Source organism: Methylomonas sp. Uni0011 (genome assembly GCF_056850255.1).
This window is the reverse complement of record NZ_JBVVNO010000007.1, coordinates 68,046-87,543: the sequence shown is the minus strand read 5'-3', so window position 1 is coordinate 87,543 and position 19,498 is coordinate 68,046. Positions and strand designations below refer to the sequence as shown.

At 51.8% G+C, this 19,498-nt stretch carries 12 protein-coding genes, 1 tRNA gene and 1 pseudogene; 7 read left to right on the top strand and 7 right to left on the bottom strand.

What is annotated here, in order from left to right; genetic code table 11:
- Positions 1-2: 2 nt before the first annotated feature.
- The 3 genes from AC0IM9_RS10905 to AC0IM9_RS10895 form a co-directional block, all read right to left on the bottom strand.
- Positions 3-1,292, bottom strand: coding sequence for a putative O-glycosylation ligase, exosortase A system-associated (locus AC0IM9_RS10905; RefSeq protein WP_482804013.1), 1,290 nt, complete (start codon positions 1,290-1,292; stop codon positions 3-5).
- Positions 1,293-1,299: 7 nt separating this feature from the next.
- Positions 1,300-2,271, bottom strand: coding sequence for a glycosyltransferase (locus AC0IM9_RS10900; protein WP_482804012.1), 972 nt, complete (start codon positions 2,269-2,271; stop codon positions 1,300-1,302).
- A 356-nt stretch (positions 2,272-2,627) separates the two neighbouring features.
- Positions 2,628-2,715, bottom strand: a tRNA-Ser gene (locus AC0IM9_RS10895).
- A gap of 273 nt (positions 2,716-2,988) precedes the next feature.
- Between AC0IM9_RS10895 and AC0IM9_RS10890 the strand changes: the two genes are divergently transcribed.
- From AC0IM9_RS10890 to AC0IM9_RS10870, 5 genes are read left to right on the top strand one after another with little or no spacing between them, the layout of a single operon-like run.
- Entirely contained in the window at positions 2,989-3,405 is a 417-nt protein-coding gene (locus tag AC0IM9_RS10890; RefSeq protein ID WP_482804011.1) for a response regulator, read from the top strand.
- Positions 3,406-3,449: 44 nt separating this feature from the next.
- Positions 3,450-5,474, top strand: a complete 2,025-nt coding sequence (locus AC0IM9_RS10885) for an EAL domain-containing protein (protein ID WP_482804010.1) — start codon at positions 3,450-3,452, stop codon at positions 5,472-5,474.
- Positions 5,475-5,530: 56 nt separating this feature from the next.
- Complete coding sequence (locus tag AC0IM9_RS10880) at positions 5,531-8,464, top strand: TonB-dependent receptor (protein WP_482804009.1); 2,934 nt, start codon at positions 5,531-5,533, stop codon at positions 8,462-8,464.
- A complete protein-coding gene (locus tag AC0IM9_RS10875; RefSeq protein ID WP_140912616.1) occupies positions 8,464-9,000 on the top strand; it encodes a YfiR family protein in 537 nt (178 codons plus the stop codon). The genes AC0IM9_RS10880 and AC0IM9_RS10875 overlap by 1 nt, the downstream gene beginning before the upstream one ends.
- 19 nt (positions 9,001-9,019) lie before the next feature.
- Positions 9,020-12,502: a response regulator gene (locus tag AC0IM9_RS10870; protein ID WP_482804008.1), complete on the top strand. Its 3,483-nt coding sequence runs from the start codon at positions 9,020-9,022 to the stop codon at positions 12,500-12,502.
- A gap of 92 nt (positions 12,503-12,594) precedes the next feature.
- On the opposite strand, the gene cas4 is transcribed toward AC0IM9_RS10870, so the two are convergent.
- The gene (cas4, locus tag AC0IM9_RS10865; protein ID WP_482804007.1) at positions 12,595-13,500 is read right to left on the bottom strand and encodes a CRISPR-associated protein Cas4; all 906 of its coding nucleotides are present in this window, start codon (positions 13,498-13,500) and stop codon (positions 12,595-12,597) included.
- Positions 13,501-13,587: 87 nt separating this feature from the next.
- Between cas4 and AC0IM9_RS10860 the strand changes: the two genes are divergently transcribed.
- Together AC0IM9_RS10860 and AC0IM9_RS10855 are read left to right on the top strand one after the other, a co-directional pair.
- The gene (locus AC0IM9_RS10860; RefSeq protein WP_482804006.1) at positions 13,588-13,896 is read left to right on the top strand and encodes a ribbon-helix-helix protein, CopG family; all 309 of its coding nucleotides are present in this window, start codon (positions 13,588-13,590) and stop codon (positions 13,894-13,896) included.
- A pseudogene (locus AC0IM9_RS10855) lies at positions 13,884-14,204 on the top strand (type II toxin-antitoxin system PemK/MazF family toxin); the annotation flags it as partial. The gene AC0IM9_RS10860 and the pseudogene AC0IM9_RS10855, both read left to right, overlap by 13 nt.
- Positions 14,205-14,242: 38 nt before the next feature.
- On the opposite strand, the gene csb2 reads toward AC0IM9_RS10855, so the two are convergent.
- The 3 genes from csb2 to AC0IM9_RS10840 all read right to left on the bottom strand — a co-directional run bounded on the left by csb2 (position 14,243) and on the right by AC0IM9_RS10840 (position 19,494).
- Positions 14,243-14,785: a type I-G CRISPR-associated protein Csb2 gene (gene csb2, locus AC0IM9_RS10850; RefSeq protein ID WP_482804005.1), complete on the bottom strand. Its 543-nt coding sequence runs from the start codon at positions 14,783-14,785 to the stop codon at positions 14,243-14,245.
- 141 nt (positions 14,786-14,926) lie between these two features.
- Positions 14,927-19,087 carry a hypothetical protein gene (locus tag AC0IM9_RS10845; RefSeq protein ID WP_482804004.1) on the bottom strand — a complete coding sequence of 1,387 codons (4,161 nt, stop codon included), beginning with the start codon at positions 19,085-19,087 and terminating at the stop codon, positions 14,927-14,929.
- 164 nt (positions 19,088-19,251) lie between these two features.
- Positions 19,252-19,494, bottom strand: coding sequence for a HigA family addiction module antitoxin (locus AC0IM9_RS10840; protein WP_482804003.1), 243 nt, complete (start codon positions 19,492-19,494; stop codon positions 19,252-19,254).
- Between the last annotated feature and the right edge of the window lie 4 nt (positions 19,495-19,498).

Below are 19,498 nucleotides of genomic sequence, written 5' to 3'. Positions count from 1 at the left end.
CTCTAATCAATGGTTGAGTTTAAGGCTCGGTCTATGGCTGGCTTTTTGTTCGCTCTAAGCTGTTCGGCAGCGAATTTTTCTTTCTCGGAAAAGTCTCGAAGCGCAAATTGTTTTATTAATACCGATATAAATATTAAATGATAGATCAAGTCCCAATACGACAGGCCAAGAAATGCAGTACCCACCATATAACAAATAATCGACGCTCTAACCATGGAACTGTAATGGACAACCCAGTCCATCCCTTCAATCCGTTTTGCCTGCCGTATTAGACTCGTCAAGCTTATAACGCTACCCAGGACCATCGATAACCAGACTCCAAATGCGACAAAGCCGTGTTCGGCAAGCATCTCTATATAAGAGCTATGCCAGTCCCGCATGGTGACGTGGATCCAGCCGTCGAATCCGGCACCGGTGAACGGGTGGCTCAACGCGTAGTTCCAGCCGTCGGTCCAGGCTTCGATTCGGGACATCGCGGATAAGTCTTCTTCGTAGGTTTCCAAAGTATGCATGCGTCCGAACCATTCCTCGGGCATAGCCGGTATTACCGCTATGATTCCAACAATCACGATGGGTATCGTCATGAATTTACGCTTACTATTTGAAATTAATATTAACGTCAACGCGATCATGGTCAAAAGGGCGCCGCGCGACCAAGAAGATAACGAAGCGGCATAAATAATCGGAACGGATAACAAGATACCGGTTTTAAGCCATTTCTTGGTCAACTCCTTTTCCCAGACTAATAATAGCGGTATGGCCATCAGCATGGCTACTGCGAACAAATTGTTATCTTCGAATTGAGTATTAGGTGGCCCGTAAACCCGATGACCAAATGCGGTAACGATGGCGAAAATACCGCCTTTAACGGCTACAACGCCAATTGATGCGCCTATGGTGGAAATCAAATAATAAAGTTTTTCTCTAGTATTAATTAATACCCAGGTAAAGTAAAAAGGTATAAATATTTTGCAAATAAACCAAAACTTGGTCCATGCAATATCTTGTAGCGGGGCCTGTGTGGTCGTGAAAATAAAATAAACCCAAAGAAATAGGAAGGCAGGAATGCGCCAATCTTTCGGTATTGGCTGTTTATCTCTTGTCGCAATGGTGCTGACAGTGACGACGAGAAACAGTACGTAATATACCGGTAGCGAACGGACAAATCCCCAGGCGTAGGCATGCGGGTTCAAATAGCTGAATATGGCTAAAGAAAGAGCGCCCCACCACGGCTTTTTTAGTGCAGCGATTATGCAGGCTGTTAAAAATATAAGAACAACAATGTCGCGCACGATTTTCTCAAGACTGATTATCTGAATCTAATTCGGTTTGTTGCCATCGCTTGAAATAACCGAATATCAAACCGCTGGAGTGGGTGAAATTCATCAGTTTTCTAATGTTAATCTCCCGGCTTTTTAATGCGGACGTTAACCAAATCGAAAATAACTTGATTGTTTTAAAAATTAAAAAAGGAGGTATGCCGAAATAACTGCGTGGGAATTCGGCTGTTTGGTTATACGCGTTCTTGTATCCCGATACAAAATGTAGTTTTAAAAAATATCGGCGTTTTAACCGCCACGCTTCCACTGAATGAAGTACGACCATATCCGGACGATATCGAATCCGGCAGTCTGCGGCTAGTAAAGCATCAAACATGATGACGTCTTCTCCGCCACCAACCGCCTTTCCGACCCGATCGTAGCGTTTGTCAAACCGCAGATCTGGATTGTCGCGAAAAAGGCGCATGTTGTAAGCGATATTTGCCGTCCAAAGCGGAGTTTGCCTGTCACTGATCCAAAACGGCTCATCCCCATAATCAGTTTCAGCCAGAAAGCCCAACAACTCGTCTTTTAGCCATTCAGGCCGGTTTAGGTCGGCGAAGTCGACAACGACTCTTCCGCCGGCGCAGTCTGCGCCCTCGTTGACGATGGCATCGTAAGCGGCTTCGAGCAAACCGGGTTGCGGAATCTCGTCGTCATCGATGAATACCAGTATATCCGAGTCGATCGCCTCATTCAGACAACGGTTCCTGGCTGCAACTATACCGGGTTCCGGTTCGGTCACCCAGCGTAACCGGATTCCGGGTAGCGCGGACAATTCCTCTAACACCTCAGTCGTTTGGTCGGAACTGTTATTGTTTATTACCAATATCTCGAATGGCGCCGGGCAAGTTTGCGAGCGGATTGCTGATAGCAATTTAGCTAACCTGCCCGCCCTGTTATACGTGCAAAATGCGTACGTGACTGTTTTGGCAGGTTGAAGATGGTTCATGTTTCTGATGATGGATAGAGTCCGATTCTGTTTAAAAACGGATTTGCGTTTCCGTCAATGTATTGAAAATAAATGGCAAAGTGTAGCGTCATGCTGGCGAGCGCTACGCTAAAGTCAAGCGTATGATCCGGCTGTAAGGTGCGCAGCCGCATAACATTGTAGACAAAACAAACGTTTCGATGGATTGGCGTTGGCTAATGTGCTGCTGCGTAGGCGTATTTAGATGCACAATGCGAGTTTGATGCGCGCAGCTTTACTGGATTCAGCCGGCTGATAGCGATGTCACAATAAAAAACCCGCGAAACCATGCGGTTTGCGGGTTTTTAAAGGGGCTGATCCGTGGTCGGATCAAAGTTTGGCGGAGAAAGAGGGATTCGAACCCTCGATACGTTTCCGTATACACACTTTCCAGGCGTGCGCCTTCGACCGCTCGGCCATCTCTCCAAAATTTCGGTCAGTCATGGCCTGCTAATGTAGTACGTTGGCATGTAGCTTGCTGACTTAAGCTCAATAGAATAATTCATACGGCGGGCAATTGCAATCGAGGAGTGTGTTCCTGTCACTGCCGGGTTGCCGGCGTTACGAGATTCGGTCTCGACTCAGCGTTGACGAGAGGCTCCCAATTGCGGTGCGGCGGAACATTGGCTAACCTTGTTTTGTAATTATGTCGCTTAAAGATCAGCGGTATATCGCTTCGCATTGACTTCCTTACTGCTCATGATCGATACCAATCCCGATAAGCCCCGAATTTTGATTGTCGACGATGTTCACGAAAATCTGCACACGCTACTGAATATTCTGCGTGGAAAATATGCGATCCAAGCGGCGACCAGTGGCAGTAAAGCTCTGGAGATCGCCGGCCACGTGCCGCCGCCAGATTTGATATTGCTGGACATCATGATGCCGGAAATGGACGGTTACGAAGTGTTGCGACGCCTGCGGAGCCAACCGGGTACCGCTGGCATTCCGGTGATTTTCGTGACGGCCGCCGCCGAAGTCCAGGAAGCCGGCCGCGGGTTCGCGCTCGGTGCCGTGGATTACGTGACTAAGCCGGTAGTGCCGGAAATCTTGATGGCCCGGGTTGAAGTACACTTGGAGCTGGCCGCCTATCGGAAACGTTATGGGCGACTATAATTAGCGAATTTTAGCCCACAACATCCCCCACGCCGATTACACCAATGAGCAGAGACGACTGTGCAGTGCCTAGCGCTAGGCCCACCATTTTGGTTGTAGACGATTTACCCGAAAACATCCACGGTCTCCTCGAAGCGTTGAAAGACGACTACAGTATTCTGGTTGCGACCGACGGTCCCAAAGCGGTGGAGTTGGCACAAGGGCCGACGCCGCCGGATCTGGTACTACTGGACGTCAAAATGCCCGGAATGGACGGCTACGAAGTGTGCAAGTGGCTGAAAAGCAGTCCCAAGACCTGCAACATTCCGATCCTGTTCGTGACGATCGTCGACGCATCCGGCGAAAAAATTCGCGGTTTTTCCTTGGGTGCCGCCGATTTCATCACCAAACCGTTCGATATCGACGAGGTCCGCGCCAGAGTCAAAACCCACCTCGAACTCGGCCGTTTGCGCAAGGTGTTGGAAGGTCGGGTCGAGCGGCTAAACGAATACAAGCACGCCGCCGACGTCTCCAATATCGTTTCCAGAACCGATCCGCAAGGCGTGATCACTTACGTCAATGATGCCTTCGTCGAAACCTACGGCTACTCGCGCGAGGAGTTGATCGGCAAAACTCACCGGGTGATCGCCGACCCGAGTACGCCCCCTGGCTTGATTCGCGAGTTATGGAGCACCATCCTGTCCGGGGCCATATGGCGCGGTACTTTTTGCAATTTAAGCAAATCGGGCGAGGAGGTTTACGTCAACAACACCATCGTGCCGATTCTGAATGCCGACGGCAGCATCCGCGAATTCATCTCGACCAGCGTTAATGTCACCTACCTGATCAAGCAGGAAGAGCTGATCCGGCAACAGACCACCGATGCGTTGACCGGCTTGCCGAACCGGGTCAAGCTCATGCAGGATTTGGGCAAGGCCTCCAGCCGGGCGATGCTCGGCATGATTAACATCGACCAGTTCAAAGCGATTAACGATTTCTACGGTTTGTGCAACGGCGACAAAGTCTTGCTCGAAATTGGCGCCCGCTTGCAAAAAATGACGGCAGGGCGTGCCTCGGCCTACCGGATCGGCGGTGATTTATTCGCCCTGTTTTCCGAAAAGCAGGGCGACGCGGCCGGCTTCGAAAGCTTGATTGCCACCATACTTAATCAGTTGGAATCGGTGGCCGTCGATTGCGGCGACGACAAAATCAATATCCGCGTCACAGCCGGCATCTGTTTCGGTCGGGACAACACCTACACTCATGCCGCTTTGGCCTTGGAGCGGGCGAGGATAGAGCGGCGCGATTATTTGGTGTACACCGACCAGATGGAAATCAAATCGCATTACAAAGACAACATCCGCTGGAGCCAGAAGATCCGGCGCGCGTTGACCGACGGCCGCATCGTGCCGTTTTTTCAACCGATTGTCGATAATGTCAGCGGACAGGTCTGCAAGCACGAGGCCTTGATGCGGATGATAGACGAGGACGGCGAGGTTATTGCGCCGACCTTTTTGCGGGCGGCCAAACTGTCCAGGCAATACGCGGCGTTGACCAAAGCGATCTTCGAACAGGCCGTAGCCATTTTGGACAAGTGCAGCGGTGAAGTCGCGATCAACTTGACGGTGGAAGACATTCTGGACAGTAACACCGTGGCCTTCATCGACCAAAAACTGTCTCAGCCCGGTGTCGGTCCGCGGATTGTATTGGAAATTACCGAAACCGAGGGTATCGAAAATTACGAAGAAATACGCCTGTTCGTCGACCGGATGAAAACCTACGGCTGTAAATTCGCAATCGATGACTTCGGCAGCGGCTACTCCAATTTCGTGCACTTGCTGCGCTTGAAAATCGACTATTTGAAAATAGACGGCTCGATCATCATGAGTATCATCGACGATCCGGATTCGGAAACCATTGCTCAAGTTATCGTCGATGCGGCGCGCCGTTTAGGCATGCGTACCGTGGCCGAATACGTCGGCAGCGCCGACATTCAACTCAAGGCCAAGCAGCTCGGTTTCGATTTTTCCCAGGGGTATTACTTGGGCAAACCGCTGCCCAAGCCCCTATCCGCGCCAGATGCCGATTAAACCGCAAACTCTCGGGGCCTGAACGGCGGCTGCGGGCACTCAAACCGGAACAAGGAATGCATCGAAAAACGCCCCGGTTAACCATCGCACTAGCCTGTTACGGGCTGATCGCTTCGACGGCCAGCCGTGCCGACGTCAGCGCGGCCATGATTCGCGGCCAAGTGCTGTCCGGTGCTGGCATTAGCCCGGCCGGGGCTCAAATCATCGTCACCAGCTTGCAACGCGGCTTCTCGACCCGCACCTTTTCCCGCGATGACGGTTCCTATGTGCTGATGGCGTTAAAACCCGGCCGTTACCGGCTTTCGGTGCAGGCACCGGATGGACGGCAGACCTCACAGGAGTTGACCTTACAGGTCGGCCAGACCGCCTTACTCGACATTTCGCTCGATCCGGAAAGCGCAGCTGCCGCCGGCAATCCGGCCGAACAGAATTCGTCGGAACTGGCGACTTATCTGACGCCGGAGCAAATGCAGCGTCTGCCGCAAGTCAACCGCAATTTCCTGAATTACGCCGACCTGGCCCCCGGCGTCAATGTCGTCAACGGCGAGGACGGCGCCACCCGGTTGCAAAGCGGCGGGCAGCGGCCGGACAGCGTCAACCTGTTCATCGACGGCGTCAGCCAGAAAAACTACGTAGTGCGAGGCGGCGTGGCCGGCCAGGATTCCAGTAAGGGCAACGTGTTTCCGGAATCGGCGGTGGCCGAATACAAGGTAATCAGCCAGAACTATAAAGCCGAGTTCGACCAAGTCGCCGCCGCAGCGGTCTCGGTTCAAACCAAATCCGGCGGCAATAGGTTTCAGGGAGAGGCCTTTTACGACCATACCAACCAGGATTTACGGGCCGCCACCCCCAGCGAACAGCTTACCGGCAAGCGCGATACCGAACAGGCGCAGTATGGCGTGACCTTGAGCGGACCTATCGTCAAGGACGTGGCGCATTACTTCATGGCCTACGAGCGCAAGGTCAACGACGATTTCGCCAATGTCGCCGCAGGGGACCGCGGCCCGGTTCCAGCCGCTTACCAGCCTTTGTTGGGCGAATTCAACCGGCCGTTCGAACAAGACTTGTTTTTCGGGAAACTGGATTGGGCGATCGGTACCCGGCATTTGATCGAAGCCACATTCAAATTCCGCGACGAGACCGAGTCGTTGGGAATCGGCGGCATTAATACGCAGCCTTACGCGCTGGAAAAAGGCAACAGCGAGAAACGCCTGGATTTCAAATACCAGTACCGGGCCGAACATTGGGTCAACGAAGCCCGTTTTACCTACGAAGACGCCAATTGGCAGCAAACGCCGGCGGAAGATTCGCCGGGCATATTGCTGCAACGCTTAGACGGCAGCCTGCTGGCAAATACCTTGTCCAGCCGCGCCGTGCTGAATGCCGGCGGCTCCACCAACTATCAGCAGAAGGGCCAGATCGGACCAGGCTTGCAAGACGATTTGACCTTTAGCAACTTACACTGGTACGGCGACCACGTTGCCAAACTCGGCGTCAAACTGAAACAGATCGAACTCAGCGCGCTGGAACGCGATCCGTATCACCCGCAGTTCAGTTTTAACCTGAACAACCCGGCCGGCAATCCTTACCGGGTGCGCTGGGCGTCGGCGCTGGCCGGCGCCGGCGACGGCAGTACTGCCAGCGATGTTACCCAGTTCGGGGTTTATCTGCAGGACGACTGGCAGGTCGACAAGCATTTGAGTTTGAATTTGGGCCTGCGCTGGGACTACGAGTACAACCCGGGTTATCTGAATTTCGTGACGCCGGCCGACGTCGCCGGTGCGTTGCGCAACTGGAGCAACATTGCGAAAGCCAACGCCGGTTACGACATCGAAAATTTCATCAGCAGCGGCGACAACCGTAGCGCGGACAGCAACAATTTCGCGCCGCGCCTGGGTTTTGCCTACGACTTGCTGGCCGACCAGCGCCACATTGTGTTCGGCGGCTTTGCCAGGGCCTACGACCGCAATATTTACGACGTTTTGCAACTGGAACAGACCAAAGGCACTTATCCCGGCTACAGCGTCAATTTTCTGGGCGACCCGAACTACGATTGCGCTGCGGCGGCGGACTGCATTCCCTGGAACCCTGCGTATCTGAATTACTCGCCGGCGCAGTTGACGGCGCTGACCGGCGCCGTTCCGGGGACCAGCCGCGAAATCAATTTAGTCCGCAACAACCTGAAAACCCCGTTCTCCGACCAATTCAGCCTGGGCATGCGCAACCGGATCGGCGACTGGTTCGCCGAAATCGCGTTCTCGCACGTGGTCAGCTACAACGGTCTGGTCGGGCTGTTGGGCGGCCGCAATGCCGACGGCAGCTTTTTCACGCCGGGATCGGCTTTCGGCGGCACTTTTCAGGCATTACCGGGCTACGGCCAAGTGATATTGTTCGATAACGGGGTGCAGACCAAAACCAATTCGATCTTTCTGAAAGCCGAAAAGCCCTACCGCAAGGACAGCGGCTGGGGCATGACCTTTGCCTATACCTTTACCGATTCGGAAGAGAATAAACCACAGTCCTTTGTCGACAACAGCAGTTATCTGTTCGAGTATCCCAACACCCATGGTGTCGGCTGGCTGGACACTGCCGGGGTGCGCAAACATAAAATCGTCGCCAGCGGCAGTGTGGATTTGCCGTGGGATTTGATATTCTCCACCAAGTTAACCCTGGCCACCCCCGAGACCCGTTCCGGCATCAATTGCACCGGCGGCGCTTGCCGCTTGGATACTTTCACTCCGCGCGGCGAGGACTTTATTTTTCCGGGCAATTGGTGGGGTTACCGCCAGGTCGATGTGGCGTTGATCAAAAGTTTCGATACCCCGCGCGACACCCGGATGAAGTTGCGGCTGGACGTTTTGAATCTGTTCGATTTCAAAAACTATGCGGCGTTTAACTCGGATTTCGCCTCGGCCAATTTCGGCTCGCCGCTGGGTAACTTGGCCGGCCCCGGCTTAACGCTGAAACTGACTGCGCGGTTGGAGTTTTGATGTCCGGTTTCGCTTCGATAACTGCGCGATACGGCAGCCGGGCGGCGCGAGTGCTGGGCTTGGCACTCGGCTTCGCCACCCTGACCGGCTTTGCCGACGAATTGGCCGAGGTCCGGACCAAGGCAAATTACCTGTATAACTTCACCAAGTTTGTCGAGTGGCCGGCATCGGCCGGCGATGCGTTGCACATTTGCGTGGTCGGTTCGGAAGCGGTCGTCAACGTCTTGAGCGATTTGGCCAGCCGCGATACCAAAGGCCGGCTGTTGCAAATCTGGTCGGGAGTCGACGATCCGCACGTATGTCAGATCTTGTATGTCGAGCGCACGGTTGCGGAATTGCCGGCATTGATGCGCGAGGTCGGCGGCAATCCGGTGTTGACAGTGAGCGATGCCGACGGTTTTGCCGAGCGGGGCGGAGCCATCGGTTTTTACCACGAGAACGGGCAAGTCAAGCTCAGCGTCAATCCGGATGCTGCCCAAAAAGCCCAATTGAAAATCAACGCTATGCTGATGGAGATAGCCCGTATTGTCCGCTGATGAGCGCGAGAATCTTGCCATGACCGATATCAAACGCGATATGAACATCAAGACCAAACTGGTGCTAATCATGTTAGCCACCAGTTGCGTGGCGTTAGTGCTGGCCGGAGCCGGCTTCATCGCTTACGAACATATCCGCGTCAAATCCGATATGGACCGCGATATACAATCCCTGGCACGGATTGTCGCCAACCGCAGCACGGTGGCGCTGACTTTCAACGACAGCGCCGTCGCCTCCGGCACCCTGGCCGCGCTCAGCGTAAAAAGCAGCATTGTCTCCGCCTGCATTTACGACCAGAGCGATCATTTGTTTGCCGAATACCGCCGCGACGAGGCGTGCCCGCCGCTGTATCCGGGGCTGCTGGGCGACGATGGCGTCGTGGTATACGATCGCTACAGCAATGTCGGCGAAGACATCGTTTGGGATGGCCGGACTCTAGGTAAAGTCTGGATCAAAGCCAGCCTGGACGAACTGATCGGCTTGTGGCGCAAGTTTCTATTGGCGGCTGCGGCGATCATCGCTTTGTCGGCGACCATCGCCCTGATACTGGCGTCCCGCTTGCAGCGGGTGGTTTCGGAACCGTTGATGCGACTGAAAAAAACGGTCGAAACCATCAACAGCGAAAAAAACTATACCCTGCGTGCGGAGGTGGACAGCGACGACGAATTCGGCGCCTTGAACCGCGCATTCAACACCATGATCGCCACCATTGAGGCGCGCGACCGGGAATTGCTGGCCGCCAACCGCCAGTTGGCCGACAACGAAAAACAATTGGCGGGTATTAACGAAGCGCTGGAAGAACGGGTCGCGGCGCGCACCGCGGAACTGGCCGACACCAACGCCAAATTGGCGCACAACAGCGTGATGCTGGCCACGGTCCTGGACAGCATGTCGCAAGGACTGATTGCGTTCGATGCCGATCTGAAATTACTGGTCTGGAATAGCAAACTCAGCGAAGTGCGCGGTTATCCGGCGGCGATGCTGCAGGCCGGGCGGGACTACGCCGAGTTTGTCCGTTTCGATTCGGCGGACGCAGCCTTGCGCTTCGAAAATCCCGACGGCGCCTTGGGCGAGTTTTTCCATGAGGTCAGGCACTTCCGGCCGCACCGCTTCACCGGTACCCGGCTGGACGGCCGGGTGATCGAAATTGCCGGCGGTCCGATAGCGGACGGCGGCTTTGTCAGTACCTATGAAGACGTCACTTTGCGAATCCAGGCAGAAGCGGCATTGAAGGAGGCCCGCGACGCCGCCGAATCGGCGACTCAAACCAAAAGCCAGTTTCTGGCCAACATGTCGCACGAGATCCGCACCCCGATGAACGGCGTCCTGGGTATGCTGCATTTGGCGCTACAAACCGATTTGAATGCGTCGCAACGCAATTATTTAGCCAAGGCGCATAGCTCGGCTCGGGCGCTGTTGGGCATTTTGAACGACATTCTGGACTTCTCGAAAATCGAGGCCGGCAAGATGGTGCTGGAATGTATCGAATTCCGCTTCGATAGTGTGGTGGAGCAACTGGCTGACATGATCGGTTATCAAGCCGGCCTGAAAGGCATCGAGTTTTTGATTCGGCACGACCCGCAAATCCCGCCGGTGCTGGTTGGCGACCCGTTGCGCTTTGGTCAGATTTTGACCAACCTCTGCGGCAATGCCCTGAAATTCACCGACGCCGGCGAATTGGAATTGGCGTTTTACTGTACGGCCAAGACCGAAGAAACCCTAGACTTGCGGATTTCGGTGCGCGATACCGGCATCGGCATGTCTGCCGCCGACAAAGACAAACTATTCAAGGAGTTTACCCAAGCCGACCAAGGCACCAGCCGCCGCTTTGGCGGCACCGGCCTGGGTTTGGCTATTTGCAAAACCCTGGTGGAAATGATGCACGGCCGGATTTGGATCGAACATTCGGAGCCGGGCCGAGGCACCACCTTCTGTTTTACCGTGCGAATGGGCGTGGCCGGCGAAACGCTGGCCCGCCAGCAGGCAATGGAACGCAGCATCGGTGCATTGTTGGCGGACGTCCGGGTCTTGGTCGTCGACGACAATGCCGCCTCCCGCGAAATCATCTCCGACATGCTGCGGCCGTTTCATTTGCGGATCGATTGCGCCGCCAGCGCCGCTGCCGCGCTGAATCGGATCCATCAAGCCGGCGCCGAACCTTACGACGTGGTATTGATGGACTGGAAAATGCCCGGCATGAACGGCGACGAAGCCATCCGCCGGATTCGGGACGATACCGATTTGGCTCAGCAACCGAAAGTGATCATGGTCACAGCCTACGGCAGCGAAGACGTGATGCATGCCGCCGGCCGCGCCGGTATCGACGGTTTTTTGGTCAAGCCGGTATCGCCGTCGTCGCTGCTGGACGCGATTTTATCGGCATTGGGCCGCGGCCGGGTGCAAGCCATGGCCGACAAGTTCAAACAGCTTGGAACCGGGGCCGCCGGCGATGCCCGCCAATTGCAGGGCATTCGCCTGTTGTTGGTCGAGGACAACGAAATCAACCGCGAATTCGCCTCGGAATTGTTGCGCAGCCACGCCATGCAAGTCGATGAAGCGGTGAACGGGGAAGAGGCGGTGATCATGGTGCAGCAGCAGAACTACGATGCGGTATTGATGGACATCCAGATGCCGGTGCTGGACGGCTTGCAGGCCAGCCGCCGAATTCGGGAGCTGGCGGAATTGACCGGAGACCGGCGTTACGCCAAAGTCCCTATCATTGCAATGACAGCCCATGCGATGGCGCGCGATGTGGAAAAAAGCTTGGAGGCCGGAATGAACGACCACATAACCAAACCGATTGATCCGGAGCGGCTGCTGTCTGCGCTGGCAACCTGGGTGGAGTTGCCGCAACGCGTCGCCGTCGGCAGCGAAATTCCGGCAGCGGAACTCCCGGCCGATTTGGCAGCCTTGGCGGCAGTGGACGCTGCCCAGGGCATACGCCGCATCGGCGGTAACTCCGACGCCTATCGTAAACAACTACATCGCTTTGCCGCGCACTATTCCGGTACGGTAGCCGAAATTCGCGGCCTGATCGACGCCGACCAATTGAAAGCCGCCGAAGAACGTTGTCACGCCCTGAAAGGCGTCAGCGGCAATCTGGCCGCAGCGGCCTTGTTCGACGCGGCCGCCGAAATCGACAAGCAATTGAAACAACACCAGCGCCCCGACTCGGCAGAACTGCAACGCATGGAAACCTTGCTGGCCGATTTGCTGGCGGAAATTGCCAAGCTCGCGGCAACCGGCACTGCCGCCCCGGTGGCGGACAGCGGCGCAGCCACACCGCCGGCCGATGTTGCTGCGGTATTGGAAAAGCTGGCGCACGCCTTGGAACACGATCTGGGCGCAGCGGAAGATTTGATGGAACAACTACGCCGCAGCCTGACCGACAACCGCTACCGCGATGCGGTCGCCGAAATCGGCAATAAACTGGACCGGTTCGCAATCGACGACGCCCAAATCCAATTGGCCGAATTGCGCCTGCTGATAGGGCAGGGCTAGCCGTCTATTCCGCTGGGGTAGGCAAGATGAAACCGTGTCGCCGAAATCGCTAGCCCGCTTGCAGGTTTGCATCCCCTTTAAATCGAAATGTTTCAATGAGGCCCCGGCGGGAGGCCGGGGAATGCTGCCTGCCAACTGACCGGAATCTCGCGCTTCATCAAGTCTTGCAAACACGGCGTGGTGATGTAGACGTTGCCCATCACTACGACTTGGGAAACATCCACCAGCCGCGCGGTCTGGACTTTCTCGTCGTCGATGCTGATCTCCAGTTCCTCGCCTTTTTTGCCGATCTTGGCTTTGTAGGCCTGCACGTAAACCGGCAGGGCTTCGTCGCGCATTACCGCCAGCGGCCGGGGTTCCAAATCGGCGTGGCGCAGGTAATTGACTTCGTCCGGCAGGCAAATACCGACCAGCGAGCACCCGGCGCATTTCGGGCTGTCCCGCAGCGGATCGGGAATGTGGCCGCCGGCGGCGATCAGGCGCAGGCCGTTGATGGCGTTGGCGGTGAGTTGCTGCAGCTCGTCGTCGAACACCACCCGCACCCGTTCCCGGCTTTGCACGTAATACAGCGCGCCTTCTTCGCAGACATAACCGTGTTCGCGCAGCACCATCCCTTGTACGCAAAGTTGCACCCGCTCCGGGTCGTAAGCGCCGCGCGCCAAATGCGGGCGCTTGCCGCGCTTGTAATCGATCGGGGTGACCACGCCGTCCTCGGCTTCGATCAAATCCAGCTTGGCGATCAAACCCAAACGATTGGACGACAGCGTAATCGAACGGCCGTGCAATTTCTCGGTGTCGTCCAGTTCGTCGCCTTCCGGAAAACTTTTGGACGTCTTATCCACCCGGCGGTGGGCGTGGTCGCCTTCCACGGTGTCCTCCGACGCCGCCCACTCGCCCTGCACCCATTCCAGATAGGCCAAACGCGGGCAGTACTGGTATTCGTTAATCATCCGCGCCGGCAGCAACGGCATGTCGCCGGACAATTTCGGGAAGGGCAAAGGCAATTCCAGTTGGACGGGCGGGCGTTCGTTGTCAGTCTTTTGTAATACAATTTGTCATCATCAACGTATTACCTGGAGTCCGCCATGCCTGCCATCAGCCTGCGTTTACCCGACGATGTGGAAGCCAATCTCAAAGCCGAAGCCCAACTGGCAGGCAAAAGCCAATCGGAAATCGCCCGCTTGGCGATCACCGAATACCTGGCCCGCCGCGAGCGCGAGCGGTTTATGGCGGAAATGGTGGAAGCGGCACGCGCCTTGGCCAACGATCCGCAAGCCAGGGCGGAAGCGCTGCAAATTGCCGCAGATTTCGACGCGGTGGACGATGGCCTGGACCGTTTGATTGCCGAAGAGCGCGGGGCCGGTATCGACCCCGACGAAAAATGGTGGGAATGATGAAGCGCGGCGAGGTTTGGACCGCCAATCTGCACCCCAACAAAGGTGCCGAAATCGGCAAGATCAGGCCTGTGCTGGTGTTGCAGGACAACGCCATAATTACCGGCGGCCTGCCCACGATTGTGGTGGTGCCGTTGACCAGCCAGTTTCGGCCAAGCTTGGCGCCGCTGCGGATACCGATTGCACCGTAAGGCCGGCTGAAAGCCGACAGTTACGTCATGGCCGAACAACTCCGAGCCATCGACCGCTCCCGCTTCGGCGAAGGCCCGCTCGCCACCGTCACCGCCGAGGAACTGGCGGCGGTGGAGAAGAGTTTGCGGGGGGCTTATGGGGTTGTGGTGAATTTTTATACATCTGCATCTACTGGCGTAAACAAACCCAAACCAAAATGGCAGCCAAAGCCCAATGCCAGCGGGCCGATAACCGGTTCGGCGAACGTCAGTTGCCAGAACGAACCTCGGGTATCCGGCTGAACTAGGCCCCTTTTGCTTCTACAGCGGTGAAAGTCGATCGGGCGTAGTTCGCGGCTGTGCGGCTTAATGGTCGGTATGGACAGAATTTCTATCGGTTCCGGTAATTTGCGCTCCCGACATTCCCGCCGAATCTGAGCAGGTATATCGAAATCTTTTTTGCAATGCCACGGATGTAGATACGGCGTTTGCGACTGCCAAACGCTGGCGGTCTGGACGATAGCCGAGACATTCTCGAAGTCTTCGCGCTGGCCGATATGCTCCAACATCAAGCGCCATTCCTGGCCGTCAAAGCCTTTGAGCGTTTTTAACGCACCTAAAACCCGGCGAATGTCGTCGTCGATACCGGCCGGGACGTGAATCCGCACATGATCGAGCAATCCGTCCGGATTGGCTTGCGGCAAGTAAACTTCGCCCACAATGATACCGCCAAAATTATATGGATGACGCTGGATAAATTTAAAGGGAGTTAATCTCGAAACCTGCCGCTCAAATTTCAAAATTTTTTAGCAATTGACAGACAAGATCGGCCAGAAGCAGACATTTACATTTTGATTTTCTTATTCAGAACCCCGTGTGAATGAACTCCATTCAGCTACTTGTAACATTGTTATAGCTTCGTTAATAAGTGTTGACCATTCTTTACAATCATCCAAATTATTTATTATTTGATCATCATCTGGTTTGCCATAAAGATATATCGCGTTTTCGCATAGCTCCAATGCTTCTAATTTAAGATTATCGTTAATTTTCATTCCATTTTTTAAATCCATTATTATGGCATCAACGGTTGATATATTTTCAGCAAGCCTTTTATGAAATTTTGATAAATAACCTTGAAGTATATCTAGGCCTACACTGTTCAGTTTTTTCGAGATCTCAATGAAATTTGACAAATGAGAAGTCGCAGCATACAGCTCAGCTAACTCTTTACTAAGCAGTTGAGTTTTTTCAAAGTTATCATCTTTTATTTGTTTAAATTGAAAGTGATTTACAGCGCTTTTAGGAAGTGGTAGAGTAATGTTTAACCAAGCTTTATCGTCAGATAAGACGGGTTCATCACCTGCAAATGAACTAGTTAATATTCGCCAAGCAATATGGTTTAAAGTCAAACCCTGTAACATTGGAATAATAACAACGTGTTGCCAATGATTAGTCAGCAAAAAATACTTTAAATCTTTATATGCAAGAGGGCGAATTGCGCCAATCAGTACATCAACAACTTCGGCGTATGCACTTTCTAATGAAGTTAAATCCTTTAATTCCAAGCTGATCCACAAAGCAGGTTGTTCTTCATAGCAATAGGTGTCACTAAGCAGCTTGGCTTGCCATCCAGAATCCGAGTTATTAGCTAGCGCTTTTTTGATCGCGTTTATTAAACCTGCCTGTACATTTCTGGTAATTGCCGCTGCACGCACATCAGGTGCTTCTTTCCAGTATTGGTCAGGATGATGGGCAAATTGATACCAAAGATGCCAGACTTTTTCGAGGTTAGCTGCCTCTTGTTTTTCAAGTTTTTTTAATACGGATATATCGACTAAGTCTTTAAACCTATTATTAAATACCATTTTGAAGTTCTCTAACCTGCATTTAGCATTATTTAGATTAACTACGGTTAGATGAATATGTTGCGGATTACAAGGCCAGCCTAAATCTTCAGCTTTTTTATATACCAGCGCATGTTCAGATTTTGGTAGACGCCCGATAAAGCCATTTACTGTCAACACACGATGAGATTGTGTAAGAAAATTAATCATACTGTTTAAATAATCACTCCAAGCCTTTTCATAGCCCTGGTATTCCGCAAGAATGACTGACGCACTAATAGGAGTAGGAAGATTAGATTCTGTCCTTATCCCATTATTTTTTGTATTTTCGCTGGCAAATCCCCAAGGATCGACGGCAGATTTGGGTAATATGGAGGACAACATATTTACTCTGGATAATTTTTCCCAGTAGTCACCATCTATTTTCCAGCCTATTACTGATTGGGGCTTGCGGCTTCTAAAATAAGCGATCAACGCTTTATTTAAGCAAGTTAATCCATCAACAATTTGCTTTCTGGTTGAAACAATGTTTTCTGCATACATTTTCCAATCATCTGGACGATGGGAATAATCTGCTAAATTTGCATAAGTTGCATTGATGCTTACCAAGGGCATTATTGGCAATGATGATTTTAAAATACCCGGCTTATTTGCTTCGTCATGAAGTGGCTCTATAAAGGCGACATGATGTCCGTAGCCTATTCCGCCAAACTTTTCCGCTTCAGGAAATAGTTTTCTAAGAATTTCTGCACGGTAAACTGTATGTTCGTTTAGTCGCGTTGAAAAATTTTGTTTGGCACTGTCATCAGTCGATTCCATCGGCACAATATAATGAGCAATTGGATTTTCTGGTTTCTGCTCTAGCCACAAGGTATTGGTTTGTCTTTGAAATAGTTTTTCAATTTCTAATTTATTGAAATGGATAAAGTCGTCGTAGATTTTTTTGTCGTAATAATAAAGGACTAACGTTAATTCTGATAAACAGGTGATGGTGGAAATTTTTGAAACTACGTTACTTTTTAGAAGCCATTTTGCATCATAGTTATCAGTAATTTTTAACCAGCCTAACCAAAACAGGATTTCACTCAAAGCTAGCCAATCGGTTTCATTTTCTGGCTTAGCTAGGTCAAATGACGTGTTATTTAGCCAAGTTTTCAAACCTTGATAAATAATGTCTGGTGACGATACCTGATTTCTAAGACGCTTGATCTCAGCCAGTTTTTCAGGATTATTTTTACCCAATATTTCTAAGATGGATTCGGTAGGGTCTTCATCCAACACATTCGTTAGATCAGGTCTTAACAGAAATTTCCAGCCGCCGTTGCCCGCCATCAAACGGGTTTGCTCGATTACTTCTTTATTGGTTTCGACATAAGCGTAAATACCATACCAAATTAACGCTTTACAAACCCCTGCGTAACCTCGCCAACTATGAAGTGTTAGCCCTGAAAGCTTTTGGTAAATGGCCGAATGTTCCAGTGGATGTTCGGCAAAGGCGTACAATAAAAAGCTTTCCAAATCGGCTTCCATTATGCACGGAAGCACAGCTGTTGCTGCGTTTATCCACGGGTTGAACGCAGGATCGCTAATAACCTCAACCAGTAATTTTGAGCGCAATGGGTGTAATGGCTCAATGTATCTTTTGTCATCCGAACAGCGGATTAAATATTCCTCTTCAAACAACCCGAACGTACCTGATGGATCGGATAAATTGATGACGTTAACCAATTCAGCCAATTGTATGCGCGATTCATAAGCCGTTGCTACCGCGCAGAAAAACAATGCTTTTAAGGTGCCCGATTCTAATCTTGATTGCCTTATTTCTTCTCGTAAGCGTTTGACCTGAAAATCCAATCGATCTTTGAGCGATTCAGTTTGGGTAAGAAAATAAACGTATTCGAGTAACGCCCCATTGCCGCCGAACCAATGCCATGCGTCCCTAAAGGATGGGTATGGATTAGCTACTTTTTTATCCAGCAGGTTATGGTAGATTTTTTCCGCTTCTGATTGATTAAAATGTAAGGACACACTCAGAGGAAAGCCCAACTCAACATTTGGTACATTTTGCCGAGCTAAGTCTTCCTCGCGGATCGTGACAAGAATCTTGATGTTTGGTTTATCCAATAACGTTTTGACTAGTGCTGTCCAATCCAAGTCTCGCGGCGATACGTCAATATAAAGATACAAATCGGCTTTAAAAACGGAGAGATGATCGGCTATCGCCAAAGCAATGTTTTCGGCATGGCTTCGGCTGTCGATGAAACTGATTTGAAAACGCCAATCTTCGGGAACGAAGTCGTGTAAGTAACGATAAGCCAGCGTTGTTTTACCTTGCCCTGAAGCGCCATGCACAATGACTGTTCGGTTTCCGTTGAAGAATGCCTGCTCAATCTTGTCTATTTGTTCTGAACGGGATATATCCAAGCCCGCTTGAATGTGGCTAAAACGGGAGGAAACACCCTTATAAAATTCGCTTGCGAGATGCTCTTGTTGATGGGCTTGGTCTTCTTCGATTAAAGGCTTTATTGATTTGAACCATTCCTGATGGTGTGCGGCTCTTTCTGATAGGTATTTACCAACGGCATAAATCTTATTGATTAAATCCTGCTTGGTGATTTTTTCTTGATGTTCAGCCGCATAATAAAGCCAAGCCAATAATAAAGAAAAAGCGCTGCTAGGATCACCTGCGGTTATTGTTTTAGTTAAATGGTTTTGCAGCCTGTTTTGCAAATCCTGTTCCGATACAACAACCCATTGTATTTTTTCGAATAAATTTTCAATCCTTTCTTTGTCAATGCCATGAGTTTTAAGTTTTTCAGTGATTGAAGAACGGTTCTTCTCATCTCCTGACCACGCTTTTTCTATTTCACTGCCGATTTCCCCAAAGCTGACGACTTCAATAGATAAACCAGGATGTGTGCTGAGTAAATCGGATACCCTGTGGAAAAATGAATCTTTCTTGTCGGGGTTAAAACTGGATAACGTCAATCTTTCATTTCTGGCCTTTACTTGAATCACACGAGCCAATTCGCCATTTCTTCGAATTGCTAAATCTTCTTCGCCTTCAGGTTGAAATACGTTATCACTGTCATTGGATTCAAGGATTTCAACTAAAGTGTATAACGTTTGGAACCGGTAGCCTTTTAATGCAGCTTTTGCGCCTGAGTTATTCATTAATGGGATTTTTATCCAGAACGAATTCTAATTGTATTAATTGACGAGAAACAATATTTGTTTTTTGCTGGGATATGATGCCAATGACTGCTATGGGTCGTTACCGACAATTTTTTCATGAAGAATTTAAAAATCTTGGATGTCGGCTTTCAAGATAGCCATGGTTAAGTGCGCATGTCGTATTCGCTTTGCAGGTTTAGCCAGAACCGTGGTTCCATGCCGAAAAACAAACCCAGCCTGAGGGCGGTATCGGCAGTGATCGGGCGTTTGCTATTGACCAATTCGCTGATTCGACTGGGGGGAACGTCAATATCCGCGGCGAGCTGACGGGGGGAGATGCCCATCGGCGCCATAAAATCCTCCAGCAAGATTTCGCCAGGGTGTATTTCATCAAGTAGTTCAATCATGTTT

Coding starts and splice junctions, on each gene's coding strand:
- AC0IM9_RS10900 (WP_482804012.1), bottom strand. CDS start 2,271: ATGAACCATCTTCAACCTGCCAAAACAGTCACGTACGCATTTTGCACG.
- AC0IM9_RS10890 (WP_482804011.1), top strand. CDS start 2,989: ATGATCGATACCAATCCCGATAAGCCCCGAATTTTGATTGTCGACGAT.
- AC0IM9_RS10885 (WP_482804010.1), top strand. CDS start 3,450: ATGAGCAGAGACGACTGTGCAGTGCCTAGCGCTAGGCCCACCATTTTG.
- AC0IM9_RS10880 (WP_482804009.1), top strand. CDS start 5,531: ATGCATCGAAAAACGCCCCGGTTAACCATCGCACTAGCCTGTTACGGG.
- AC0IM9_RS10875 (WP_140912616.1), top strand. CDS start 8,464: ATGTCCGGTTTCGCTTCGATAACTGCGCGATACGGCAGCCGGGCGGCG.
- AC0IM9_RS10870 (WP_482804008.1), top strand. CDS start 9,020: ATGACCGATATCAAACGCGATATGAACATCAAGACCAAACTGGTGCTA.
- AC0IM9_RS10860 (WP_482804006.1), top strand. CDS start 13,588: ATGCCTGCCATCAGCCTGCGTTTACCCGACGATGTGGAAGCCAATCTC.
- AC0IM9_RS10845 (WP_482804004.1), bottom strand. CDS start 19,087: ATGAATAACTCAGGCGCAAAAGCTGCATTAAAAGGCTACCGGTTCCAA.
- AC0IM9_RS10840 (WP_482804003.1), bottom strand. CDS start 19,494: ATGATTGAACTACTTGATGAAATACACCCTGGCGAAATCTTGCTGGAG.